We start from the raw sequence: 25,046 nt of genomic DNA, 5'->3' as shown, positions 1-25,046 counted from the left end.
CGGTCACAGTTTGCCGCCGCGGGTGCCGTCGCGCCGGGCGGGCGCGATGAGGGTCGACAAGTAGGGGAGCGGTTCGCCGTCGAGGTCGGCGGCCGGCCGGATGGACTCCTCGGGCAGTCCGAGCGCCGACCCCCAGACGGCGTCGTCGATGCGCCCGGTCTCGCGCAGCACCTCGGCGACCTCCTGCGCCTGCCGCCCGAACTTGTAGGCGACGACGGTGCCGGGCCCGCCGAGCGCCTCCTTGAGCGCGGTGGCCCCGGCGGTGACGGGCACGAGCGTGAGCGGCTCGGTGCCCTCGGTCAGCACTGCCCCCGAGCGCGCGGCGAGATCCTGCATCGCGGTGATTCCGGGCACGGTCTCGACGACGGTTCCCGGCACGAGCTCCTGAACGGTCTGCGCGAGATAGGTGAACGTCGAGTACACGTTGGGGTCGCCGATGGTGGCGAAGGCGACGGCGGTGTACCGCTCGAGGAGCCGGGCCACGCGCTCCCCGGCGGCGTCCCAGGCCGCCTCGCGGCGCGCGCGGTCGCTGCGCTCATTGAGCGCGAACACGACGCGCAGGACCTTCTCCTCGGGCACGTAGTGCAGCACGGTCGCCTCGGCGCGCCCGCGTTCCCCGCCGTCCTTTCCGTCGGATGCGGCCATGACGGGCACGACGACGACGTCCGCCGCGCGCAGAGCGTTGACGCCCTTGACGGTCACCAGTTCGGGGTCACCGGGGCCCACCCCGACACCGATCAGCCTGCTGCTCATGACGTCCGGCACCTCTCCACGAACCGACGGGCGACACCGGGCTCGGCGGCCCAGTGGGTGTGCAGATAACTCGCGTGCACACCTTGTTGTACGAAACCTTCGAGGCGCCGGTCAGGGGCGCGCACCCCCCAGGCGGGAGCCGCCCCCGCGCCGGGTTCGACGACGGTCCGGTGGAACTCGTGTCCGCGCATCCGCGTCCCGGCCGCCGCGAGGACGCCGTCGCTCACGGCCACGGCGTCCCGGTAGCCGAGGGTGAGCCGTTCATTCATGCGGGCGCTCGCGTCGAGAACACCGCACATCGGCTGCCCGTCCAGCTCCCGGCACAGATACAGCAGCCCGGCGCACTCGGCGGCAACGGGAGCGCCGCTCAGCGCGAGATCGGCGACGGCCTTGCGGAGCGGCTCGTTGCCGGACAGCTCGGACGCGTACACCTCGGGGAATCCGCCGCCCACGACCAACCCGCGTGTGCCCTCCGGTAGTTGCTCGTCCCGCAAGGGATCGAAGACGACGACGTCGGCTCCGGCGGCGGAGAGCAGCTCGGCGTGCTCGGCGTAGGAGAAGGTGAAGGCGGGGCCGCCGGCGACCGCGACCACCTCCCGCTCCTTCGTGGGGGTGGCCGGTGGGCGCCAAGGATCACCGGGCAGCGGCCCCGCACTGCGCGCCAGCGCGGCCAGCGCCTCCAGATCGCAGCCCGCCGACACCTGCGCGGCCATCGCCGCGACCGCCTCCACGGCCTCCGCCCGACGCTCCGCAACGGGTACCAGCCCGAGGTGACGGGACGGCGTGCCGACCTGCCGAGCCCGCCGCAAGGCGCCGAGCACCGGCACCCCGGCCGAGTCCAGTGCCTCGCGGAGAAGCGTCTCGTGCCGGTCCGACCCCACCTTGTTCAGAATCACGCCCCCGACCCGCACCTGCGGATCCCAGGACGCGAACCCGTGTACCAGCGCCGCCACCGACCGCGACTGCGACGACGCGTCGACCACGAGCACCACGGGGGCGCGCAGCAACTTGGCGACATGGGCGGTCGACGCGAGTTCACCCTCGCCGGCCGCCCCGTCGTACAGCCCCATCACACCCTCGACAACGGCGAGGTCGCAGCCCCGCGCTCCGTGCAGGAACAGCGGCGCGATCAGCTCCGGCCCGCACAGATACGCGTCGAGGTTCCGCCCCACGCGCCCGGTCGCGAGCGCGTGATACCCGGGGTCGATGTAGTCCGGTCCGGCCTTGTGCGGGGACACGGCCAGTCCCCGCCGGGCGAACGCGGCCATCAACCCCGTGGCGACGGTGGTCTTGCCGCTGCCCGAAGCGGGCGCGGCAATGACCAGCCGGGGCACGGACGTCACCACTCGATGCCCCTCTGGCCCTTCTGCCCGGCGTCCATCGGGTGCTTGACCTTGGACATGTCGGTGACGAGGTCGGCGAAGTCGACGAGTTTCCCGGGCGCGTTCCGCCCGGTGATCACGACATGCTGGGTGCCCGGCCGGTTGCGCAGTACGTCGACGACCTCATCGGCGTCGACCCATCCCCAGTGCATGGGGTACGCGAACTCGTCGAGCACGTAGAGGCGGTAGGTCTCGGCGGCCAGGTCCCGCTTGACCTGCTCCCAGCCCTCGCGGGCCTTGTCCTCGTTGTCCATCTGATCATCGCGCTGGACCCAGGACCAGCCCTCGCCCATCTTGTGCCAGGCCACGGTCCCGCCCTGCCCGGACGCCCCCAGCACCCGCAGCGCGTTCTCCTCGCCGACCTTCCACTTCGCCGACTTGACGAACTGGAACACCCCGATCGGCCATCCCTGGTTCCAGGCGCGCAGCGCGAGCCCGAAAGCCGCGGTCGACTTGCCCTTCCCGATGCCCGTGTGCACGACGACGAGCGGACGGTTGCGCCGCTGACGAGTCGTCAGTCCGTCGTCCGGCACCACACTCGGCTGTCCCTGCGGCATTACGCGGCCCTCCTCGCGGTCCTCTGCGTCCCCTGCACGTTCCGTACCAGCCCGGCGATGCTGTCCGCGCGCAGCTCGTCCAGCGTCACCGCCGTACCGTCCAGCTCACCGGCGAGCTGTTCGGCGAGCCCCAGCCGTACCGGGCCCGACTCGCAGTCCACGACGACGGACGCCACTCCGTCGGCGGCCAGCAGCCGCGCCGCGCGCGAGGACAGCGCCACCGGCTCGGCACCGCCCGTGGCCCGCCCGTCCGTCACCACCACGACCAGCGCCCGCCGTGCGGGATCCCGCAGCCGCTCGACCCGCAGCACGTCATGGGCCTTCAGCAGCCCGGCGGCCAGCGGTGTCCTGCCTCCCGTCGGCAGCGACTCCAGCCGGGCCGCGGCCGCGTCCACCGACGAGGTCGGCGGCAGCGCGACCTCGGCCGTCGAGCCCCGGAAGGTCACGAGCCCGACCTTGTCCCGGCGCTGATAGGCGTCGAGCAGCAGCGACAGCACTGCGCCCTTCACGGCGCTCATCCGCTGCCGGGCCGCCATCGACCCCGAGGCGTCGACCACGAACAGCACGAGGTTCCCCTCGCGCCCCTCCCGCGTCGCCTGCCGCAGATCGTCCCGGCGCACCACGAGTCCCGGCCCCGACCGCCCGCGCGCCAGCTGGTGCGGCGCCGCCGCCTGCACGGTCGCCGCCAGGTGCAGCTTGGTGAGGGCCCCCTGGGGCCGGCGCGCTCCGGTGGTGCGCCCGTGCTCGGTGCGGGCCCGCGAACGCCGTCCCGCGGCGCCCTCGCCCAGCCCCGGGACGGTCAGCGCCTTCGTACGAAAGGGCTCGGAGGCCCGTACGGGCTGCTGTTCCCCGGAGCCGGAGGCCTGAGGCTCCCCGCCCTCCCCGGCCTCGGGCCGCGCGCCGGTGTCCCCGCCCCCGGGGCCCTCCTCCGGCGACGGCTGCCCGCCACCCCCACCGGGCCCGTCCGGGTCCGGATCGTCGTCCTCCGGGCCCCCGAACTCCTGGAGAGTCTCGTCGAGTTTGTCCTCGTCGAGGCCCGGCGCGTCGAAGGGATTGCGCCGCCGCCGGTGCGGCAGGGCAAGCAGGGCCGCCTGCCGCACGTCCTCCGCGAGCACATCGGTCCGCCCGGCCCACGCCGCCAGCGCGGTGGCGGTACGCGCCATCACGATGTCGGCCCGCATGCCGTCCACCTCGAACGCGGCACAGGTCGCCGCGATCTGCCGCAGCGCCCCGTCCCCGAGCCGCACCGACGGAAGCAGCTCGCGCGCCCCCACGATCCGGGCCCGTACGGCGGCCTCCTCCTCGCCCCAGCGCGCCGCGAAACCGTCGGGGTCGTCGTCGTAGGCGAGCCGTCGCCGTACCACCTCCACCCGCTGGTCGGGCTCGCGTGAGGCCGACACCTCGACGGTCAGCCCGAACCGGTCGAGCAGCTGCGGCCGCAGCTCGCCCTCCTCGGGGTTCATGGTGCCGACGAGCAGGAAACGGGCGGCGTGCCGTACGGAGACGCCCTCGCGCTCCACGTACGAGGCACCCATGGCGGCGGCGTCCAGCAGCAGGTCGACCAGGTGGTCGTGGAGCAGGTTGACCTCGTCGACGTACAGGATCCCGCGGTGCGCGTCGGCCAGCAGCCCCGGTTCGAAGGCCTTCACGCCCTCGGCGAGCGCCCGCTCGATGTCCAGTGCGCCTACCAGCCGGTCCTCGGAGGCGCCGACCGGCAGCTCCACCATGCGGGCAGGCCGCTGTGTGCCGGCTCCCGCCTCGTGCGGCCCGTCCGGGCAGCCGGGATCCGGCGCCGCGGGATCGCACGAGAACCGGCACCCGGCGATCACGTCCACCCCCGGCAGCAGCGCCGAAAGCGCCCGCACGGCCGTGGACTTGGCGGTGCCCTTCTCACCCCGCACCAGCACCCCGCCGACCGCCGGAGACACGGCGTTCAACAGCAGCGCGAGCCGCAGGTCGTCCTGGCCGACGACGGCCGTGAACGGAAACGGAGTACTCACTTCTCGTCGCCCTCCAGGTCGCCCTCGAGTTCCAGGTAGGTGGCGCGCAGCCGCTCCAGCGTGTCCGCGTCCGGCTCGGCCCACAGGCCACGGTCGGCGGCCTCCAGCAGCCGTTCCGTGATCCCGCGCAGCGCCCACGGGTTGGACTTCTTCATGAAGTCCCGGTTCTCCGCGTCGAAGACGTACTCCGCGCTGAGCTTCTCGTACATCCAGTCGTCCACGACCCCGGCCGTGGCGTCGTACCCGAAGAGGTAGTCGACGGTCGCCGCCATCTCGAAGGCGCCCTTGTACCCGTGTCGCCGCATGGCCGCCATCCAGCGCGGATTGACCACGCGGGCACGGAAGACGCGGTGGGTCTCCTCGCCGAGCGTGCGGGTCCTCACCTGGTCGGGCACGGCGGAGTCACCGACGTACGCCTCCGGGCTGGCGCCCGTCAGGTGCCGCACCATGGCGACCATCCCGCCGTGGTACTGGAAGTAGTCGTCGGCGTCCACGAGGTCGTGCTCGCGGGTGTCGACGTTCTTCGCGGCCACGGCGATCCGCCGGAATGCCGTCTCCATGTCCCCGCGCGCGGCCCGCCCGTCGAGTCCGCGCCCGTAGGCATAGCCGCCCCACACCGCGTACACCTCGGCGAGGTCGGCGTCGGAGCGCCAGTTTCGGGCGTCGATCAGCGGCAGCAGACCGGCGCCGTACGCGCCCGGCTTGGAGCCGAAGACACGGGCGGTGGCGCGCCGGCGGTCACCGTGTTCGGCGGTGTCCTCGTCGGCATGGGCGCGCACGAAGTTCTGCCCGGTGGGCTCGTCCAGCTCGGCGACGGCCCGCACGGCGTCGTCGATGAGACCGACGACGTGCGGGAAGGCATCGCGGAAGAAGCCCGAGATACGGACGGTGACGTCGATGCGGGGGCGGCCCAGTTCGCCGAGCGGCACGATCTCGAAGCCCGTCACGCGGCGCGAGGCATCGTCCCAGACCGGACGGCAGCCGAGCAGCGCGAGGATCTCGGCGATGTCGTCGCCCTGGGTGCGCATGGCGGACGTGCCCCAGACCGTCAGGCCGACCGACTTCGGGTACTCGCCGGTGTCCTGCAGATAGCGGGCGACGAGGGAGTCGGCGAGCGACTGGCCGACCTCCCAGCTCAGACGCGACGGGATCGCCTTGGGGTCGACGGAGTAGAAGTTGCGGCCGGTCGGCAGGACGTTGACCAGGCCCCGGGTCGGGGAGCCGGACGGGCCCGCCGGGACGTAACCGCCGTCCAGCGCCCTGAGGATGTGGCCGATCTCGTCGGTGGTCCGGGCGAGCCGCGGCACGACCTCGGTGCAGGCGAACTCCAGGACGGCCGCGGCACCGGGGAGTTCGGTGCCGACCACGTCACGGATGAGAGCCGAGCTCTCGGCGGCGGCCCAGCCGCGCTCCTCCATGTCCTGCGCGATCCGCCGGCACAACTGCTCCAGCAGGTCGATCGCGTCCGCGGCCGTACGGGACGGACCGTCCACCAGGTCCGTCAGCTCGACCGGAACCTTCACCGGCGCACCGGGCTCGGCGAGCAGTTCCTTCTCCACCAGCCCGAAGTGCTCGGCCAGCGAAGCCCGCAGCCCCGGCAGCGCGTTCGCCTGCCCGCCCCACACCTGGGAGGCGCGCAGCACGGCGAGCACCAGGTTGACGCGCGGCTCGCCCACGGGACCGCCGCCCAGAATGTGCAGACCGTCCCGGATCTGCACGTCCTTGATCTCGCACAGATAGCCGTCGATGTGCATGACGAACTCGTCGAACTCCTCGTCGTCCGGCTGCTCGTCCACATGCAGGTCGTGGTGGAGTTCGGCGGCCTTCACGAGCGTCCAGATCTGGGCCCGGACGGTAGGCGCCTTGGCCGGGTCCAGGTCGGAGACGAGCGCGTACTCGTCGAGCAGCTGCTCCAGCTTGGCCAGGTCACCGTAGGTGTCGGCACGCGCCATCGGCGGTACGAGGTGGTCGACGACCGTGGCGTGCCCGCGCCGCTTGGCCTGGGTGCCCTCACCGGGGTCGTTGACGATGAACGGGTAGATCAGGGGGAGGTCGCCGAGGACTGCGTCCGGCGCGCAGCCCTTGCTCAGCCCGAGACCCTTGCCCGGCAGCCACTCCATCGTGCCGTGCTTGCCCATGTGGACGATCGCGTCGGCACCGAAGCTGTTCTCCAGCCAGCGGTAGGCCGCCATGTAGTGGTGCGACGGGGGCATGTCGGGGTCGTGGTAGATGGCGATCGGGTTCTCGCCGAAGCCGCGCGGCGGCTGGATCATGACCACGACGTTCCCGAACTGGAGGGAGGCGAGCACGATATCGTCCCCGTCGACGTACAGCGAGCCCGGCGGCTCGCCCCACGCCTCCAGCATGGCGTCCCGCAGCTCCGGCTCGAGCTTGCCGAACCAGGCCCGGTAGTCGGCGAGCGGCACGCGCGCGGGCGCGGCGGCCAACTGTTCCTCCGTGAGCCACTCGACGTCGTGGCCACCGGCCTCGATCAGCCGGTGGATCAACTCGTCGCCGTTGTCCGGGTATTGGGTGAGGGAGTACCCGGCGTCCCGCAGCGCGTCCAGCACCCGTACCGCCGAGGCGGGCGTGTCCAGGCCCACCGCGTTGCCGACGCGTGAGTGCTTGGTCGGGTAGGCGGTGAAGACCAGCGCGACCTTCTTGGCGCCGTTCTCCTTGTGCTTCAACCGGGCGTGCCGTACGGCGATCCCGGCGACACGGCCGGCTCGCTCCGGATCGGCGACGTACACGGGCACCTCGTCCGGGCCCTGCTCCTTGAAGGAGAACGGCACGGTGACCAGGCGCCCGTCGAACTCCGGGATCGCGACCTGCATCGCCGCGTCCATGGGGGAGAGGGCGGCGTCGGACTCGTCCCAGGCGGCGCGCGAGGAGGTCAGGCAGAGCCCCTGCAGCACCGGGACGTCGAGGTCGGCCAGCGCCCCGATGTCCCACGCCTCCTCGTCGCCGCCCGCCGAGGCCCCCGCGGCGTGCGTGCCGCCCGCGGCGAGCACGGTGGCCACGAGGGCGTCGGCCCGGCCGAGGATCTCGTACAGGCCAGCCTCCGCCCCGCGCAGCGAACCGCAGTACACCGGAAGGGCGTTGGCGCCGCGCGCCTCGATCGCGTCGCACAAGGTGTCCACGAAGGCGGTGTTGCCGCTCAGCTCGTGGGCGCGGTAGAAGAGCACGCCGATCGTCGGACGGCCATCGACGTACGCACGCTCGCCGTGCACGCCGTACTCGGGCATCTTCCGCGGCTCGACGAACCCCTCGCCGGTCAGGAGCACGGTGTCGGACAGGAACCGGGCGAGTTCGGTGAGGTTTTCGGGGCCGCCCTCGACCAGGTACCTCAGGGCCTCGGCCACCACACCGGCGGGCACGGACGACTCGGCCATCAACTCGGCGTCGGGGACCGCCTCTCCGCCGAGCAGCACGGTCGGGATTCCCGAGGCCTTGAGCGTGGCCAGCCCCTCCTCCCAGGCGCGCTTGCCGCCCAGCAGCCGTACGACGGCGATGTCCGCGCCCTCGATCAGCGCCGGAAGCTCCCCGGCCACGTCCACGCGGGTCGGGTTGCCGATCCGGTAGGGCGCGCCGGAGGCACGGGCCGCCAGCAGATCGGTGTCGGCGGTCGACAACAACAACACTGTGCTCATGCGGGCGCTCCCGGTGGAATGAAAGGCAGTCCTTGCGGCGCGCCCGACTCGATGAGCCGCCACAGCGCGTCCGTGTCCGCGTGCTGTTCGATCAGGTCGCCGAGCCGGTCGAGCTGCTCCTCGCGCAGCGCGGCGAACGAGGTGTCGGGGGCCGGAACGAAGCGGCGGCCCGCGGCGGCCGCCACCTCGCGCAGGAAGGCCCGCCGGAATCCGTCCGACTCCAGGGAGCCGTGCCAGTGCGTGCCCCAGGTCTGGCCGACCCGGCAGCCGTCGAGGAAGGGGTCACCGCCGGTGACGTCGGCGACTCCGTGGTGGATCTCGTAGCCTTCGACGCGCTCGCCGAGGGCCTCACCGGCCGGCCGGGTGAGGGTCTTCTCCCGGGCGAACCGAACCTGCACCGGGAGCACCCCGAGCCCCTCCACATGTCCCCGGCGGCTCTCGACCTCGTCCTCGATGTGCTCGCCGAGGATCTGGAAGCCGCCGCAGATGCCGAGAACGGGCAGATCCTCGGCGGCGCGCCGTGCGATCGCCTCCGCGAGGCCGCGCTCGCGCAGCCACTCCAGGGCGCGGACCGTCCCCCGGGTTCCCGGGATCACGACGAGGTCGGCATCGGCCAGCTCCTCGGGCCGGTCCACGAACCGCACCACGACGCCCGGTTCGGCGGCCAGCGCGTCCACGTCGGTGAAGTTGGACATGAGGGGAACCGCGCAGACGGCGACCCGCAGCACGTCCTCGCCGACCGGAGGGGCCACCACGGACTCCGGGACCGTTCCCCGCAAGGACACCCTCCCCCGGCCACCGCTGGGAGGTACCCCCATTCCGTCCTCCTCGTCGATGCCGAGGCCGTGCCGGAAGGGCAGCACGCCGTACGTACGCCGCCCGGTGAGCCCGCGCAGCATCTCCAGCCCCGGTTCCAGCAACGAGACGTCCCCGCGGAACTTGTTCACGAGGAAACCGGCGACGAGTTCCTGGTCCTCGCGCGACAACAGCGCGACGGTCCCGAAGAAGGAGGCGAAGACCCCGCCGCGGTCGATGTCACCCACGACGAGCACGGGCAGCCGCGCGGTGCGCGCGATCCCCATGTTCACGATGTCGGTCCGCCGAAGATTGATCTCGGCAGGACTGCCCGCCCCCTCACAGATCACCGCGTCATATGTGCCCCGCAACTCGGTGAGGCACTCCAGCACGGTCCCGAGCAGCCGCTGCTGACGCCCGCCGTGGTAACCCCGTGCGCTCAACTCGCCGACCGGCTTCCCCAGCAGTACGACCTGGCTGCTCTGCTCGCCCCCCGGCTTCAGCAGCACGGGGTTCATCAGCGCGGTCGGCTCGATACGGCACGCCTGGGCCTGCATGGCCTGTGCCCGTCCGATCTCGGCGCCCTCGCGCGTGACGAAGGAATTGAGGGACATGTTCTGCGCCTTGAAGGGCGCGACCTTGACCCCCTGCCGCACCAGCCACCGGCAGATCCCGGCGGTGACGACGCTCTTGCCGGCGTCGGAGGTGGTGCCGGCGACGAGGAGACCACCGCTCATGACGTACGCCCCTTCACGACGAGTCGCGCGACGGCACTGACACCGAGCGCGAGCCAGCTGACGCGACGGGAGAGCCGGACGGCCCGGTCGATGTCCGTGACCCGGACGGCCCGCCCGTCACCACCGTTGAGCACGGGCCGGTGCTCGACCCGGCCGCCGTACGACAGAGTCCCGCCCAGCCGAACCCCCAGGGCGCCCGCGAACGAGGCCTCCACCGGCCCGGCGTTGGGACTGGGATGCTTCGCCGCGTCGGCCCGCCAGGCCCGTACGGCTCCGCGCGGATCGGGACCGGCCAGGGCGGCGAGGACGGCGGTGAGGCGCGCCCCCGGCCACCCCGCGACGTCGTCGAGCCGCGCGGAGGCCCACCCGTACCGCCGGTACCGGGGGGACCTGTGCCCGACCATGGCGTCGAGGGTGTTCACCGCCCGGAAGCCGGCCAGCCCCGGCACGCCCGCGACGGCTCCCCACACCAGGGCCCCCACGACGGCGTCGGAGGTGTTCTCGGCGACGGACTCCACCACCGCGCGGGCGATCCCGTCGGAGTCGAGGGACTGCGGGTCCCGCCCGCACAGATGCGGCAGTTGCGCGCGGGCGGCCTCGACGTCCCCCGCCTCCAGGGCGCGCCCGATCAGCCGGGCCTCGCGGGCGAGGGAGGTTCCTCCGACGACGGTCCAGGTGGCGGCCGCGGTCAGGGCGAGGGACGCGGGACGGGACGGACGTACGGAGGATGCGGCGAGTGCCGCCAGCGACACGGCACCCCCCACGCATACGGCCGTGTGCAACGCCCCCCACCCCCGATGGTCCCGCCACAGCACCCGCTCCACGACGCCGGCGGCCCGCCCGAACACGGCGACCGGGTGCCCGCGGCGCGGATCGCCGAGCAGGTGGTCACCGAGGAGGCCGACGGCGGCGCCGTACGCGAAGACGCGATCGGCACCCATCGGTTCAGCCGACCGTGGGGTCGGGCAGGGCTCGGGTACGGGACCTCGATCGGCAGCCGCGCATCACGATATGTCCTCACTCAGGGTGTCCACGCCCTGGTTCGACTGGGCCGGCGGTGAGAGTTCCTGGCTCCCGGGGGTTCTTCCCCGGTGACAGTGGCGGGACCGCGCCGGACTCGCACCGGCTTCCTCTCCTGCCGCCGTACATGGCCCCGGAAGTCCACCACGGTCCCGGAACAGCCGTCAACTTGCTCTTGACCTGCGATGCTGCGGTGTGCTGAGCCCCACACCGCTGAAATATCGTCAGCCGCACGAATCGGCGCTTTCTGTGCTCGTTCCGGGCCGGGAAGCCGGGAAGACTGGAGAACGACAGTACGAACGAATGCGGCAGTACGAACGAATACGGCAGGACGAACGAATACGGCAGGACCCACGCGAGAGCGCCGACGAGCGGCATTGGGTGATTCGTTGCGGGGAGACGAGCCTGGTGTGGCCGGCCTTTGCTACTGCGGCAGCGGGGAACACGGCGCTCGGGAGCGTCGCGGTGAGGACGCCGTGTCGGCGCGCTGACTCTTGGGGCAGGAGGAGGTCGGTGTGATCGGCAGGGCGGAGTCGACGCGTGTGTGGTGGAAGAGCAGCCATTCGCAAGGGGATACGGCGACGTGCCTCGAAGTGGCCTTCGTGGGGGCGCGCGTTCTGGTGCGTGACTCGAAACGGCGCGATGGCCCGGTGCTCGTCTTCCGCCGTACCGCTTGGTGTGGTTTGCTGGCGGGACTTGAGAACCCGGCAGCGGACGGCTTCTGAGGATCCGTCCACGGGACGGGAGGGACCCACATGGGGGACAGGGCCAGGGAAGTCCCGGCGCGCGCGGGAGGTCCCCACGTCGCGCGCGCATCGTTGTCGGCGGCGGCCCCGCTGGCACTCTTCTCCTTGACGACAGGCGTGTTCGCGGTGGGTTTCGGCGCCCTGGCGGCCTTGCTGGTGCCCGGGTCCTCGGCTCGGGCCCTCGTCTGGCTGGTGGTGACGGTCGCGGCGGCCGGGTGTGCGGGCCTGTGGTGGGGGCTCACTCCGCTCACGGAACGTCTCCGTGTTCTGGACCGGGCCGTGGCGGCGGTGCGTCCGCGGGGCCCGGGGAGTCGCTGACCTCGAGGGGGCGCTTTCCGCCCGAGGACATGCGGCCGCGCAGGGCTCTGCCGGTGACGGCCGCGAGGGCGGTGACCGCGGCGGCGCCGAGCGACCCGAGCACCGCGGTGGTCAGGGGTGCGAGGGCGTCCGTCCCGAGGCCGGCCGCCACCCGGGCGGAGACGGCGATACTGAACAGCAGGACGCTCCCGCACGCCGTGCCCATCAGCAGACGGACCGGCCCGCCGTGCTCCGGGGGCGTGGCGGGCGGCCGCCCGGTCACGGCGGAACGCGTCGGATGCAGCCGCCTGTACCAGCCAAGGAACCCGAAGACCGCCATCGGCCCTCCCCGTTGTCCGCCCGGTCCGTGCCCCCGGGTCAGGTGTTGTCCAGACTCTCCATGACCGCGTCGATCAGCTCGATCATGCGGTCACCCCGGTACGCCTTGTTGCTGATCTCCTCGAAGCACTCCAGATAGCGTGCCGTCAGCTCGAGGTCGTCACGGCTCGACGACATGCTGGTGGGGCCCTCCAGGAAGAGCAGGTCGTCGCCGTCCCTGAAGCCGAGCAGGATGAACGAACCGGCCACGCTGTAGTGCGCCCCCGCCGTGAACGGCAGCAGGCGCATGGTGACCCTGGGGTGCCGGGACATCGTCTTGAGGTGCTCCAGCTGGTGGCGCATCACCCCCGGGCCGCCGACGACCCGGCGGATCGCGGCCTCGTCCAGCACGATCCGCACCTCGGGCCCCTGCCCGCCGTCGAACATCCGCTCCTGGCGGGTGGTGCGCAGTTCCGCGGAACGCCGTGCCTCCTCGGGAGCCGAGCGGGGCGCCAGTTGGGCCATCGCGTAGTCCTCCGTCTGGAACAGCGCGGGGATCAGGACGGGGTTGTAGGTGCGCAGCGAGGTCGTGGCGCTCTCGTAGCCCAGGTACTGAGCGAACTGCGGATGCACCATGTCGTTGTACGGCGCCCACCACGACTGTCCCTTGGAGCCCCGGGCGGCCTCCTCGAGTTCGGCCACCAGGCCGGGCTCGGTGACGCCGTACAGCTGCAGCAGCGCGCGCAGATCCGTGACGCTGAGGCTGACCGTGCCGGCCTCCAGCCGGATCAGCTTCGACAGGGACCATTCGACCGAGTCGGCGGCGTCCCGCTGGGTGAGCCCCGCGTCCTCGCGCGCCTTGCGCAGCTCGATGCGGAGCCTGCGTCGGTTCAGGCTCGGATCGATGTCCCTGGCCATGTCGCTCCCTGCTGCACGTCGTCTCGACTGGTCCTGGCGGCCGACGCCGAGCGGAACTCGTCCCACACACTAGGCGAGTTGGACAAGGGCGGCCAGACTCCTGGCGATCCGCCACCTGTCCAATCGGCGTGGTCGCAATGCGGTGATGACCGTAGCGAAACGGAATTTACGTGCCAAAAGACCGAGCCCCCGCAGTGAGAGGTCACTGCGGGGGCTCGAAGCGAGCACCTGAACGGGCGGATGAGCGCGCGGTGTCAGGCCACGATCAGATAGATCCCGTACGCCACCGCCGCCGTGCACGCCGCGAAGCAGGCGTATGCGCCGGTGGCCGCCAGAGCGGCGCCGCCGCCCCGGGACGATTCCTTCTTCGTCAGGCTCACGACGCCCAGGGTGAACAGGCCCACCAGGGCCACGGTGACCGCGAGGCTGACGCCGAAGACGGAGCCGAGAGCTGCCCAGTCGATCTTCATTGGTGTGCTTCCTTATACCGTCGCGGGCCGGGTCGGCTCCGCGGAGGGACCGGCATCCGGGGCCGGGATCGTGGCTTTGAGGTCGGCGGCGGCATCCGTCGCGGTGTCGGCCGTGACGAGCTGGCCGGCGGGCGGCGGGGTCACCGCGGCGATCGCCGCGGTGACGACGCCCACGGGCTCCGTCTCGACGTCGTTGACGTTGTCGACCGTGATCGGCTTGCGGCGGGACAGGGACCAGATGACGCCGGCGCCGGCGATCAGCAGCACGCCGGTGGCGGCCGTGCCCCAGGTGCCCTGCTTGGTGAGGAGTTCGGCGCCCGCGCCGACCAGACCGGCGGCCGGGAGCGTCATGATCCAGGCGGCCAGCATCCGGGTCGCGGTGGACCAGCGGACCACGCCGCCCTTGCGGCCGAGGCCGGCGCCGAGGACGGCACCGGAGCAGACCTGGGTGGTGGAGAGCGAGAAGCCGATGTGCGAGGAGGCGAGGATCGCGGTCGCCGCGCTGGTCTGGGCGGCGAAGCCCTGCTGCGGCGCCAGGTCCGTCAGGCCCTTGCCGAGGGTGCGGATGATGCGCCAGCCGCCTAGGTAGGTGCCGAGCGCGATGGCCAGACCGGCCGAGACGATCACCCAGGTGGGAGGGTTGGAGCCGGGTGCGATGACACCGCCGGTGACGAGCGCCAGCGTGATGATGCCCATCGTCTTCTGCGCGTCGTTCGTGCCGTGCGCCAGGGAGACGAGGCCGGCCGAGGCGATCGAACCGGCGCGATAGCCCTTCGCGGTCGCCTTGTTCTCGGCGCGGCTGCCGATCGCGTACGACAGGCGGGTGGCCAGCATCGAGGCGAGGCCCGCCACGATCGGTGCGGCGACGGCGGGGATCAGGACCTTGGTGACGATCGTCGAGCCGTTCACCGCGGACCAGCCCGCCGAGGAGACAGCGGCGCCGATCAGACCGCCGAAGAGAGCGTGGGAGGAACTGGAGGGCAGACCGAGGAGCCAGGTCAGCAGATTCCACAGGATGGCGCCCACCAGGGCCGCGAAGATGACTTCGACGCGTATGCCCTTTTCGTTGATGATGCCGCCGGAGATCGTCTTGGCGACCTCCACCGAGAGGAAGGCACCGAGGAGGTTCAGTGCGGCGGACATCGCCACCGCCATCTTGGGCCTCAGGGCGCCGGTCGAGATGGTCGTGGCCATCGCGTTGGCTGTGTCGTGGAAACCGTTCGTGAAATCGAACACGAGAGCGGTGACGATCACGATTCCGAGGAGGAGCGTGATGTGTTCCATTTACCCAGGCTTCTGTGGGAGGTCAGTGGCTTGTGGACCGTAGGCAACCTGGGTGAACGGAAGATGAACTGAGGCAGACCTGGGGGTGTATCAATCAGGGCGCTGCCCCTCCGCTTGCGACGGAGGGGCAGCGGTCGCACCTTTCGAACGAAGCCGGAATTTCGGTCTCCGGAGGCCTGCAGAGCCTTCGGGTGGGTTTCGGCTAGTTCATCGCGAACCTCTTCAGCGTGGTCATGGAGCCGTTGAAGAGATTTTGGTCACCCGGCAGGCTTCCGCCGTTGTCGTACTGCCAGAAGGTCCAGGACGACCAGCCCCCGGGCAGCGTCCCGCCCTCCGCGGGGTCATGGCCCGCGAGCCACAGGGCGTGACCGGAGGCGAAGGCGCGGCTGCCACCGGTGCAGACGTTCCACCAGCGGGAGGCCGTGTAGATCACCGGGCGGCGGCCCGTCTCCCGCTTGATCTCGTCACTGAACGACTTGATCCAGCCGACCATGGCGGTCTTGCTCAGCCCGTAGCAGGCGTCCTTGCCGTAGGGGTTGTACTCGATGTCGAGCGCTGGCGGCAGGGTCCAGCCGTCCGCGCGCCAGGCGCCGCCGTTGCGCACGAAGTACGCCGCCTGGGCGGCGCCGGACGACTGGTCGGGTACCGCGAAGTGGTACGCACCGCGGATGATGCCCGCACTGCGGGCGCCGTTGTACTGCGGGCCGAAGTAGGGGTTGCGGTAGGCGGTGGACTCGGTCGCCTTGACGTACACGAACGCCGCGCCGTTCGCCTTCGCCCGGGCCCAGTCGACGTCCTTCTGGTGCGAGGAGACGTCGTGTCCCCTCGGTTCGGCCGCCGCGCTCGCCGGGCTCCCGGCGAGCGCGGTGCCGCACAGGGTGAGTGCTGTCACGGACACCGCGGCCGCGATGACGCGGGCAGGGCGACGGGACGATGTGTGATCACGGGCCATGGTTCCCCCCGGAATGGCGACGTGCGCGACAAATCGTCCAGAGGCTACTGGAAGATCGGCGGAAGCCGGTCGATCACCGGCCACTACCGGCTGTAAGACGATGTTTCCGTATATGCACCCTTGCGGACGCCCGGCCTTGGCCCTGCGGTGCGCCCGGTCACCGGCAGGCCGGGCTCCCGCCTGACAGGATCGCGGCATGGCTGAGCAGCGACGCGACGCACGGGACACACGGGACGACGCACGTGATGGAAGGGCGGGAGGTGTGCGGGACACGGACGGCGAGGTGGCGCGGGCGTGGGAGGAACTCGTCGCGACAGCCCGCCGGACCGTGTCCGACGGGCTGGTGGTCGGCACGTCCGGCAACGTCTCCGTGCGCGTCGGCGACACCGTGCTGGTCACACCCACGGGAGTGCCGTACGAGCGGTTGACGCCGGCCGACGCGGTCGGGGTCGACCTCGGCGGCCGGCAGGTGCTGGGCTCGCTCCTGCCGACGAGCGAACTGCCGATGCACCTGGCGGTCTACCGCACGACCGGGGCAGGCGCCGTCGTCCATACGCACGCCGTGCACGCCACGGCCGTCTCCACACTGGTACAGGAGCTGCCGCTGATCCACTACATGGCGGGTGCGCTCGGTGGTGCGGTCCGGGTCGCCCCCTATGCGGCCTACGGCACACCGGAGTTGGCCGAGAACATGCTCCGCGCGCTGACGGACCGCACCGCGTGTCTCCTGCAGAATCACGGCACGATCGCCCATGGCGCGTCACTGAGCCAGGCATACGACCGCACGGCCCAGCTGGAGTGGATGTGCCGGGTGTGGCTGACGGCGTCGTCGGTGCCGGGCCTGTCGCCGCACCTGCTCACCGGCGAGCAGGTGGCTCAGGCGGGGGAGCGGTTGCGGGAATACGGGCAGCGGTAGGGGCAGCCGGGGCGCCTGCGGCCGCGATGGCGTGCGCCTCATGGCTCAGCTCGCGCCGTCCTCCCGCTGGCCGGGGGCGGGCTCCACCGGGAGACTGGATGGGTGCGCACTGTCAAAGCGGCGGCCGCAGCCGCCACCGTAGCCATCGCCGCGGGCGCGGCCGGCGTCCTCGCGGGCCGCTTCGCCAGCGACGCCGCGCTCAAGGCGCCGCCGGGCCGCCCGTTGCCCACGGAACCACGCCTCACCGTGCACTCCCTGGCGGCCGGGCGGATCACGCTCACCCGCGCCCTGGCTTCCCAGCGGCCCGGCACCTACGGCCTGTCCGGCGACGGCTCGCACGCGGTCGTCGGGCCGGTCCTGGACACCGCGCCCCACTCCGCCGACACCGTGGTGCGCCGTCTGGAACGCGTGACCCACGGCACGCTCGAACCCGGTGACCGCGTCTGGCTCACCCCCAACCTGTACATCGGCGACCCGGGCTCGGCCCTCGGCCTCGAGTACGCCGACGTCGATGTGCCCGGCGAGCTCGGGGCCCTGCCCGCCTGGTTCGTGCCAGGGGTGCGCGACACGTGGGTGATCGCCGTCCACGGGCTCGGCACCACCCGGGAACACCCCATGAATGTCATGGAGTTCCTCAACCGCCACCGATTCCCGGTCCTGGGCCTCGCCTACCGCGGTGATCTCGGAGCACCGCGTCCACCGGACGGCCTGAACCACCTCGGCGAGAGCGAGTGGCGCGACGTCGACGCCGCGGTCCGCTACGCGGTGCGGTACGGCGCCGAGCGCGTCGTCCTGCACGGCTGGTCCATCGGCGCCGCCATGGCGTTGCGTGCCGCCGCGCGTTCCGCGGTGCGCGAGCGGATCTCCGGCCTCATCCTGGACTCGCCCGTGCTCAGCTGGGAGGCCACGCTGCGTGCCCTCGCCGCGGCCCGGCGCACCCCCGGCGCGCTGCTGCCCCTGGCCGTCCGCGCGGCCCAGGGCCGCACCGGCCTGTACGGCGACCGCACCCACGGGGCCGTCGACCCGCATCGGCTCCAGGTGCCGACCCTGATCTTCCACGGCCCCGACGACACGGTCGCCCCCTGGGAGCTCTCACGCCGCCTGGCGGCGCGCCGCGGTGACCTGGTCACACTGCAGACGGTGCGGGACGCTCCGCACGGCGCGATGTGGAACGCGGACCCGGGGACCTACGAAGAGGCGATGCGACGCTTCCTGACCCCGCTGATGTGACGGCGGCGGCCGCGGGCGGGTGATCCGGTGGCCGCTGACGGTCGGGCCGGTAACTCCGGCCGTCGGCCTGGTGGTTCCGCGGACGGCTCGTCCGCCCGTTCGGCGGGAGTTCTCCCGGCGGTTCCGCGGGAGTTCTCCCGGCGGTTCCGTTCTCCCGAGACCAGGTCCCCTCCCCTCGCGCAGTCCCTTCCGGTTAGTCGCCCCGGCAAGGCCTATCCCCCCTTCATGCACTGGCCGAGCCGTGCGCGTTGGCCAGCCCTGTGGCTCCTCGTGACATTCCGTTTGGGTTTTCGGACCGTCAACCGGGAGACTGCACCCGTGACGTCCCGTAACCCGCGCGACTCCAGGCTCCGACTCGTCCGCCCGCGGCCCCTGGCCGCCGCCCCCCGAGCAGTGGCCCAGCGCCGCTCCCGCCGCTCCGCACCCCGGCCGCCCGAGGGCACGCCCCCGCCCGCGGAATTGGCCGGAATGGCCCGCACCCGCCTCGCCGACGCGGCCCGTGTCGCCCGCTGGGCCGACGCCGCGCTCGGGCCGGGCCGCGACGGCGCGACGTCCGACGGCAAGGGCACCCTGTCCGACGCCACGGCGGAACGGGCAGCCACCGACCTCGGCCTGACCGTGGCTCAGGTCCGCACCGACTGGGACACCGCCCGTCTGGCCGGCCTCGTCGAGGTGCACGGCGACAGTGCCCGCCCCGGCTGGCGGCTGCGCGCCTGGAACCGCGACGACTCCGCCGTTCTGCGCGGCTGGGTCGCCCTCTTCGACGCCTGGTCGCTCGCCTGCCCCGAGCCCGCGGACCGTGAGCACGCCGCCGTCGCCGAGGTCGTATCGGCCATGCCGCAGGTGCTCTCCTTCCTGCAGCTGTCCGCGGGTCCCGTGCCCGTCGAGCAGCTCCTCGACCTGCTGGAGCAGCGGGTCACCGAACTGCGTACGGCGCGGTGCGAGATCCCCTACGGTCCCCGGCCCGAGCCCGTCCCGGCGCAGCTCCAGTACCCCGCCGAGGACACCCCGCTCGCCCCCCTGCTCGACTGGGCGCTCGACGCGCTCGCCCATGTCGGCGCCCTCACCTGCGCCGACGGGCAGGCGACCCTCACTCCGCTCGGCAGTTGGGCGGTCTGGGTCAAACTGGAGCAGATCTGCGTCGCCGCGCAGAGCCCCGCCGGCAACATCGAGCAGAACGCCGAGGACATGCTCCGCGGCTGCGCCCAGCTCCGCCCGAACGCGGCCCGCGCCGAGTACCGCGCCTGGCTCGCCGCCCGCACGGTCGGCAGCGCCGTCACCGAACTCCTGGACGCGGCCCGCGGCGAGGACGCCCTCCTGCGCGGTCTGGCCTTCGAGGCGCTGCGGGTCGTCGGAGCCCCCGCCGAGCCCGAGGTGCGGGGCGCCGCGAACGAGACCCCGCTGCGCCCATACGCCCTGCTCTGGCTCGCCGAGCACGACGGTGCCGACCCGGAGGACGCCCACGAGGTGCTCACCCGGGACGAGGCCACCTGGCTGTGGGTCGACACCGCCGCGGCCGTCGCCGACCACGGTGAAGCCCCGCTCCTCGTGCGCCACTTGGAGTCCGCTCTGCAGCCCACCGTGCCCGCGCTCCTCGACGAGGTGCGCGCGGTCGGGCATCCCCGCACCGTGCAGGTCCTGGTCGCCCTCGCCGCCGCCCACCCGGACCCGGCGCTGGCCAGGGCCGTGCGCCGCGCCGCGTTCCAGGTGCACACCGGAGGCAGCTGACCTCGCGTCAGACCGCGATCTCGGGCGCGTATGTGCCGAAGCTCCAGATGTTGCCCTCGGCGTCCCGGGCCATGTAGTCCCGCGAGCCGTACTCCTGGTCCGTCGGGGGCATCAGGATCTCCGCGCCGTGCTCCACGGCTCGCTGATGGTGTGCGTCGACGTCGTCCACGACGACGTACACGCCGCTCGGGCCCGCCTTCTTCATCGCCTCGTCGAAGGTGCCGCCCCGGCCCTTGGTGCCGAGCATCACCGCGCCGTTGCCCTGCACCAGCTCGGCGTGCAGCACCGAGCCGTCCTCGCCCTCGTACACCGACAGCTCGGTGAAGCCGAACGCCTCCGTGAGCTGCTTGATCGCCGCCTTGGCATCCACGTACAACAGCGTCGGGTAGATACTCGGACGCCTGCCGTCCATTCCCGCCATCCCGATCACTCCCTACCGTGTCCCACCGGAATCCTGGTCTGCCGCACAGTCTTGCACCGGCCACTGACAACGCTCCTCGCGCCGGGAGTGACGGGCCGATCCGGGCCCCCGCCGCACCACCGGCCCCCGCGCCGTCCCGCGGCCTCATCCTCGTACGGCCCCGGCGGCGCGCGGCCGGTTCATGGCCCGAACGGGGGACCCACCGGCCGCGTCACATCACCGTGGGCCGCGCCCACTCCTAAGATCCGCCCCGCCGGACCGCGGCCCGCGCCCAGGATCCACGCCGCCCGCGGAACGAGATTCACCGCTACGGACACCGGGCACGTCACGGCAGCGGACATCGGGCACATCACAGTCCCGGACCCCCGCGCACAGAAAAAGCGCTTGCGCCGCCCCGTTAGACTGACACCCATGGCCATTCTCCTCGCGCATTAGACGGCGGGCACGTCCTCAGCCGTCCATCCCGCCCCTCCCCCAAGCTGTCGGATTCGCCCGAGCAGGGGGACCCCAGCCCTGGAGTCTGTCCGTGATCTCCGCCTCCGGTATCGAGCTGCGCGCCGGTGCTCGCATCCTCATCGAGAACGCCACGTTCCGCGTCGCCAAGGGCGACCGCATCGGCCTGGTCGGCCGTAACGGCGCAGGCAAGACCACCCTCACCAAGGTCCTGGCCGGCGAGGGCATCCCCGCAGCGGGCACCGTCGCCCGCTCCGGCGAGGTCGGCTACCTCCCGCAGGACCCGCGCACGGGCGACCTGGACGTGCTGGCCCGCGACCGCGTCCTCTCCGCGCGCGGCCTCGACGTCCTGATCCGCAAGATGCGCGAGAACGAGCAGCGCATCGCCACGGGCACGGGCGCCACCCGCGAGAAGGCCCTCAAGCAGTACGAGCGCCAGGAGACGGAGTTCCTCACCAAGGGCGGGTACGCCGCCGAGGCGGAGGCCGCCACCATCGCCGCCGCCCTCAACCTGCCCGACCGCGTGCTCGGCCAGCCGCTGCACACGCTCTCCGGCGGTCAGCGCCGCCGCATCGAGCTGGCGCGCATCCTGTTCTCCGACGCGGACACTCTGCTGCTCGACGAGCCGACGAACCACCTCGACGCCGACTCGATCATCTGGCTGCGCGACTACCTCAAGACCTACCGCGGCGGCTTCATCGTCATCTCGCACGACGTCGACCTGGTCGACACGGTCGTCAACAAGGTCTTCTACCTGGACGCCAACCGCTCCACGATCGACATCTACAACATGGGCTGGAAGCTCTACCAGCAGCAGCGCGAGGCCGACGAGAAGCGTCGCAAGCGCGAGCGGCAGAACGCCGAGAAGAAGGCGGCCGCGCTCAACGCCCAGGCGGACAAGATGCGCGCCAAGGCCACCAAGACGGTCGCCGCGCAGAACATGGCCCGCCGTGCCGAGAAGCTGCTGGCCGGCCTCGAGGAGGTCCGCCAGTCCGACAAGGTGGCCAAGCTCCGTTTCCCGGAGCCGTCACCCTGCGGCAAGACCCCGCTGATGGCCGAGGGCCTGTCGAAGTCGTACGGCTCGCTGGAGATCTTCACCGACGTCGACCTGGCCATCGACAAGGGTTCCCGGGTCGTCATCCTCGGCCTCAACGGCGCGGGCAAGACCACCCTGCTGCGGCTGCTCGCGGGCGTCGAACAGCCGGACACGGGTGCCGTCGTCCCCGGCCACGGCCTCAAGCTCGGCTACTACGCCCAGGAGCACGAGACCCTCGACCGGGACCGCACGGTCCTGGAGAACATGCGCTCCGCCGCGCCCGACATGGACCTCGTCGAGGTCCGCAAGGTGCTCGGCTCGTTCCTGTTCTCCGGCGACGACGTGGACAAACCGGCCGGCGTGCTCTCGGGCGGTGAGAAGACCCGGCTCGCCCTCGCCACCCTGGTGGTCTCGTCCGCGAACGTGCTGCTCCTCGACGAGCCGACCAACAACCTCGACCCGGCCAGCCGCGAGGAGATCCTGGGCGCCCTGCGCACCTACAAGGGTGCGGTCGTCCTCGTCACCCACGACGAGGGCGCGGTCGAGGCGCTCCAGCCGGAGCGGATCATCCTGCTGCCCGACGGCGTCGAGGATCTGTGGGGCGCGGACTACGCCGACCTCGTCACCCTCGCCTGATCGCCGGGTGCCCGAGCGGTCACTTCCGCTTGATCGAATGGTTGATCCACAGCGTATGGATCATTCGGCCGATCCGTGATCCATCATCTGTGTGAGATCTCCTCGTACCGAAGTGTGTCTTACACCGATTTCGCGGCCGAGCCCTTTCGCCCCAAGGGCTCGGCCGTAGCGCGTCGCTGACCTGCTGCTTCCCGGATCAACCCGTTCGGGCGTACGGACGCCACCGGGTGGATTGCTGGATTCCGCTTGTGGGGATGCGCTCCCGTCGTCACAACCTTGTCGCACGGACCTTGCCGAATGGGTGGCCATCGCGCCCCCGAGGGGTGATCATGAGGAGACCAGAGCGCACTTCCCATGAGGAGGCACGGGTGGCCGAGACTCTGAAGAAGGGCAGCCGGGTGACCGGCGCCGCGCGCGACAAGCTCGCGGCAGACCTGAAGAAGAAGTACGACTCCGGTGCGAGCATCCGGGCGCTGGCCGAGGAGACCGGCCGCTCGTATGGCTTCGTTCACCGGATGCTCAGCGAGTCGGGCGTCACGCTGCGAGGGCGTGGCGGGGCGACGCGGGGCAAGAAGGCCACGTCGGCCTGACGCCGGGCGGCCCCTCGGCTTCGGTGGTGGCCACCCGGTCGGTCGGGCGACCGGCCGGGTGGTTACTGTGCAGTCACTTGTGGATGTCGTCGTACGGCATCCCCTTCGGACCGCACCCATCGGAGGCGCCCCATGGCTTCGCTCGACCCGGTACTCGACAAGGACGGCGTACGGCTCACCGTCGACGAGGCGATCGCCACGGTGACGCTGACCAATGCCGCCAAGCGCAACGTCCAGAGCCCTGCTCTGTGGCGGGCGCTCGCGGAGGCCGGCCGCGCGCTGCCCGGTTCCGTCCGCGTGGTCGTGCTGCGCGGTGAGGGCAAGTCGTTCTCGGCGGGGCTCGACCGGCAGATGTTCACGCCCGAGGGGATCGACGGCGAGCCGAACTTCATCGACCTCGCGCGCAGCAGCGACGCGGAGCTGGACGCGACCATCGCCGAGTACCAGGAGGCGTTCACCTGGTGGCGGCGCAATGACGTGGTGTCCATCGCCGCGGTGCAGGGGCATGCGATCGGCGCGGGATTCCAGCTCGCCCTCGCCTGTGACCTGCGGGTGGTTGCGGACGACGTGCAGTTCGCCATGCGTGAGACCAGCCTGGGCCTCGTACCGGACCTGACCGGCACGCATCCGCTGGTGGCCCTGGTCGGCTACGCCCGCGCGCTGGAGATCTGCGCGACGGGCCGTTTCGTGCTGGCCGAGGAGGCCCTGGCCACCGGGCTCGCGAACATCGCCGTGCCGGGCGGGCAACTGGACGACACCGTACGGGACCTGGCGTCCGCGCTGCTCGCGGCGCCCCGTGACGCCGTGATCGAGACCAAGGCCCTGCTGCGCGGGGCGCAGGAGCGGTCGTACGAGGAGCAGCGCGCCGCGGAGCGGGCCGCACAGGCCCGTCGGCTGCGCGACCTGGCGGGGGTCGGCGACTAGGAAACCACGGACGTCACCAGGACGGCGGCCGACGGGTGGTCCGGCAGGCCTCCGTCGCCGCCCGCCCGCACCGCCCGGGCCACATGCACGCCGTTGTCCTTCTGGGCCTCGATCTGTACGGGGCGGCCCAGGGAGCCGAGCACACCTGCGCGACGGACCACGCCCGGGACGCCCCGGCCGCCGTCGCCGGGAGCGGTTCGGCACCCGGGCGCAGAGGTCCGCCACGACGACCGCGGGACGCGCTGTACCGCTTGGTCGCCTGGACCCCCGCCCCCGCGACTTTGCCGGTCTCGCGGCCCTGCCCGCGGAGGTACGGGCGCGCGGGACCGGACACCGGGCGGAGCGGGTGACCCGCCGGGCCGGGGTACCGCCGAGGCCGTACGGCACCCGTCGGCCGTATGCCTTACGACAGACCGCGTGCCGTGCGGCCGGATCGACCCGGTGCCGAGCACGGGCGAGCCGTGCCCTGCGCGTCTAGAACCCGTGCCGTGCTCCGCCGTCCACCGGCAGCATGACGCCCGTCAGGTACGACGCCGCGGGTGACAGCATGAACGCTGCCGTGCGGCCGAACTCCTCGGGGGTGCCGTACCGGCGCAGCGGGATACGGAACTCGTTGGCCGAGCGCGTCGCCTCCGGGTCGGCGGACAGCGCATCCAGCTCGCGCACGCGGTCCGTGTCGATGCGGGCCGGGAGCAGACCGACGACCCGGATGCCGCGCGGGCCCAGCTCGTCCGCGAGGGACTTGGCGAATCCCGCGAGGCCGGGGCGCAGACCGTTGGAGATGGTCAGGCCCGGGATCGGCTCGTACACGGAACCGGAGAGCACGAACCCGATGACGCCGCCCTCGGTCAGCTCCGCGGCGGCCGCGCGGGCCAGCCGCACCGCGCCAAGGAACACCGAATCGAACGCGGCCCTCCACTGGTCGTCCGTGTTGTCCGCGAGATAGCCGGTCGGCGGGCCGCCGACGCTGATGAGGATGCCGTCGAAGCCGCCGAAGTGCTCGCGCGCCGCCGCGATCAGCCGCGTCGGCGCCTCGGGGTCGGCGTTGTCGACGGCTAGACCCACCGCGTCCGCGCCCAGCTCGGCCGCGGCCTGAGCGGCTCGCTGCCCGTCGCGGCCCGTGAGGACCACCTTCGCCCCATCGGCGACGAGTTCCCGCGCGGCCGCGTTGCCCAACCCGCGCGTGGCGCCGGTGGCGACGTACACACGGTCCTTCAGTCCAAGATCCATGGC

At 72.1% G+C, this 25,046-nt stretch carries 22 protein-coding genes and 1 riboswitch; of the genes, 7 read left to right on the top strand and 15 right to left on the bottom strand.

Features of this window, described 5'->3' with window-relative positions:
- Positions 1-3 precede the first annotated feature (3 nt).
- Genes cobI through AAW14_RS23320 form a run of 7 tightly spaced genes read right to left on the bottom strand, consistent with a single transcriptional unit; the run spans position 4 to position 10,815 of the window.
- A complete protein-coding gene (gene cobI, locus AAW14_RS23350; protein ID WP_265565887.1) occupies positions 4-753 on the bottom strand; it encodes a precorrin-2 C(20)-methyltransferase in 750 nt (249 codons plus the stop codon).
- The gene (locus AAW14_RS23345; RefSeq protein WP_265565886.1) at positions 750-2,099 is read right to left on the bottom strand and encodes a cobyrinate a,c-diamide synthase; all 1,350 of its coding nucleotides are present in this window, start codon (positions 2,097-2,099) and stop codon (positions 750-752) included. Before AAW14_RS23345 ends, cobI begins: the two co-directional genes overlap by 4 nt.
- Positions 2,093-2,692 carry a cob(I)yrinic acid a,c-diamide adenosyltransferase gene (gene cobO, locus AAW14_RS23340; protein ID WP_265565885.1) on the bottom strand — a complete coding sequence of 200 codons (600 nt, stop codon included), beginning with the start codon at positions 2,690-2,692 and terminating at the stop codon, positions 2,093-2,095. Before cobO ends, AAW14_RS23345 begins: the two co-directional genes overlap by 7 nt.
- The gene (locus AAW14_RS23335) at positions 2,692-4,692 is read right to left on the bottom strand and encodes a putative cobaltochelatase (protein ID WP_265565884.1); all 2,001 of its coding nucleotides are present in this window, start codon (positions 4,690-4,692) and stop codon (positions 2,692-2,694) included. Before AAW14_RS23335 ends, cobO begins: the two co-directional genes overlap by 1 nt.
- A complete protein-coding gene (gene cobN, locus AAW14_RS23330; RefSeq protein ID WP_265565883.1) occupies positions 4,689-8,342 on the bottom strand; it encodes a cobaltochelatase subunit CobN in 3,654 nt (1,217 codons plus the stop codon). The genes AAW14_RS23335 and cobN overlap by 4 nt, the downstream gene beginning before the upstream one ends.
- Entirely contained in the window at positions 8,339-9,874 is a 1,536-nt protein-coding gene (locus AAW14_RS23325) for a cobyric acid synthase (RefSeq protein WP_265565882.1), read from the bottom strand. The genes cobN and AAW14_RS23325 overlap by 4 nt, the downstream gene beginning before the upstream one ends.
- Entirely contained in the window at positions 9,871-10,815 is a 945-nt protein-coding gene (locus AAW14_RS23320) for a cobalamin biosynthesis protein (protein ID WP_265565881.1), read from the bottom strand. Before AAW14_RS23320 ends, AAW14_RS23325 begins: the two co-directional genes overlap by 4 nt.
- A gap of 120 nt (positions 10,816-10,935) precedes the next feature.
- Positions 10,936-11,008, bottom strand: a riboswitch (cobalamin riboswitch).
- A 401-nt stretch (positions 11,009-11,409) separates the two neighbouring features.
- Between AAW14_RS23320 and AAW14_RS23315 the strand changes: the two genes are divergently transcribed.
- Positions 11,410-11,619: a DUF397 domain-containing protein gene (locus tag AAW14_RS23315; RefSeq protein ID WP_322741095.1), complete on the top strand. Its 210-nt coding sequence runs from the start codon at positions 11,410-11,412 to the stop codon at positions 11,617-11,619.
- A gap of 268 nt (positions 11,620-11,887) precedes the next feature.
- On the opposite strand, the gene AAW14_RS23310 is transcribed toward AAW14_RS23315, so the two are convergent.
- The 5 genes from AAW14_RS23310 to AAW14_RS23290 form a co-directional block, all read right to left on the bottom strand.
- Positions 11,888-12,277 carry a hypothetical protein gene (locus tag AAW14_RS23310; RefSeq protein WP_265565880.1) on the bottom strand — a complete coding sequence of 130 codons (390 nt, stop codon included), beginning with the start codon at positions 12,275-12,277 and terminating at the stop codon, positions 11,888-11,890.
- 38 nt (positions 12,278-12,315) lie between these two features.
- Entirely contained in the window at positions 12,316-13,173 is an 858-nt protein-coding gene (locus AAW14_RS23305) for a helix-turn-helix domain-containing protein (protein ID WP_265565879.1), read from the bottom strand.
- Between the two features lie 254 nt (positions 13,174-13,427).
- Complete coding sequence (locus AAW14_RS23300) at positions 13,428-13,643, bottom strand: hypothetical protein (protein ID WP_265565878.1); 216 nt, start codon at positions 13,641-13,643, stop codon at positions 13,428-13,430.
- 12 nt (positions 13,644-13,655) lie between these two features.
- Positions 13,656-14,927, bottom strand: a complete 1,272-nt coding sequence (locus AAW14_RS23295) for an inorganic phosphate transporter (RefSeq protein WP_265565877.1) — start codon at positions 14,925-14,927, stop codon at positions 13,656-13,658.
- A 202-nt stretch (positions 14,928-15,129) separates the two neighbouring features.
- On the bottom strand, positions 15,130-15,879 hold the full coding sequence (locus AAW14_RS23290; protein WP_265565876.1) for a lysozyme: 750 nt from the start codon (positions 15,877-15,879) through the stop codon (positions 15,130-15,132).
- A 196-nt stretch (positions 15,880-16,075) separates the two neighbouring features.
- Here AAW14_RS23290 and AAW14_RS23285 point away from each other — a divergent pair, with 196 nt between their 5' ends.
- The 3 genes from AAW14_RS23285 (at position 16,076) to AAW14_RS23275 (ending at position 19,753) form a co-directional block, all read left to right on the top strand.
- Positions 16,076-16,795: a class II aldolase/adducin family protein gene (locus AAW14_RS23285; RefSeq protein WP_265565875.1), complete on the top strand. Its 720-nt coding sequence runs from the start codon at positions 16,076-16,078 to the stop codon at positions 16,793-16,795.
- Positions 16,796-16,897: 102 nt separating this feature from the next.
- A complete protein-coding gene (locus AAW14_RS23280; RefSeq protein ID WP_265565874.1) occupies positions 16,898-18,025 on the top strand; it encodes an alpha/beta hydrolase in 1,128 nt (375 codons plus the stop codon).
- Between the two features lie 318 nt (positions 18,026-18,343).
- On the top strand, positions 18,344-19,753 hold the full coding sequence (locus AAW14_RS23275; protein ID WP_265565873.1) for a hypothetical protein: 1,410 nt from the start codon (positions 18,344-18,346) through the stop codon (positions 19,751-19,753).
- Positions 19,754-19,760: 7 nt separating this feature from the next.
- On the opposite strand, the gene AAW14_RS23270 is transcribed toward AAW14_RS23275, so the two are convergent.
- Positions 19,761-20,174 (bottom strand): VOC family protein, encoded by a 414-nt coding sequence (locus AAW14_RS23270; protein WP_265565872.1) that lies wholly within the window; start codon positions 20,172-20,174, stop codon positions 19,761-19,763.
- Between the two features lie 526 nt (positions 20,175-20,700).
- Between AAW14_RS23270 and AAW14_RS23265 the strand changes: the two genes are divergently transcribed.
- From AAW14_RS23265 to AAW14_RS23255, 3 genes are all read left to right on the top strand, one after another.
- Positions 20,701-22,299 (top strand): ABC-F family ATP-binding cassette domain-containing protein, encoded by a 1,599-nt coding sequence (locus AAW14_RS23265; RefSeq protein ID WP_265565871.1) that lies wholly within the window; start codon positions 20,701-20,703, stop codon positions 22,297-22,299.
- Between the two features lie 368 nt (positions 22,300-22,667).
- Positions 22,668-22,889, top strand: a complete 222-nt coding sequence (locus AAW14_RS23260; RefSeq protein ID WP_009337982.1) for a helix-turn-helix domain-containing protein — start codon at positions 22,668-22,670, stop codon at positions 22,887-22,889.
- Between the two features lie 132 nt (positions 22,890-23,021).
- Positions 23,022-23,813 carry an enoyl-CoA hydratase/isomerase family protein gene (locus AAW14_RS23255; protein ID WP_265565870.1) on the top strand — a complete coding sequence of 264 codons (792 nt, stop codon included), beginning with the start codon at positions 23,022-23,024 and terminating at the stop codon, positions 23,811-23,813.
- On the opposite strand, the gene AAW14_RS23250 is transcribed toward AAW14_RS23255, so the two are convergent.
- Positions 23,810-23,974, bottom strand: coding sequence for a hypothetical protein (locus tag AAW14_RS23250; protein WP_265565869.1), 165 nt, complete (start codon positions 23,972-23,974; stop codon positions 23,810-23,812). The genes AAW14_RS23255 and AAW14_RS23250 overlap by 4 nt on opposite strands.
- 313 nt (positions 23,975-24,287) lie before the next feature.
- Complete coding sequence (locus AAW14_RS23245; RefSeq protein ID WP_265565868.1) at positions 24,288-25,043, bottom strand: SDR family oxidoreductase; 756 nt, start codon at positions 25,041-25,043, stop codon at positions 24,288-24,290.
- Positions 25,044-25,046: the final 3 nt, after the last annotated feature.

The organism is Streptomyces hygroscopicus (assembly GCF_026168105.1).
Lineage (GTDB): Bacteria > Actinomycetota > Actinomycetes > Streptomycetales > Streptomycetaceae > Streptomyces > Streptomyces hygroscopicus_D.
This window is presented reverse-complemented; position numbering and strand designations above follow the sequence as displayed.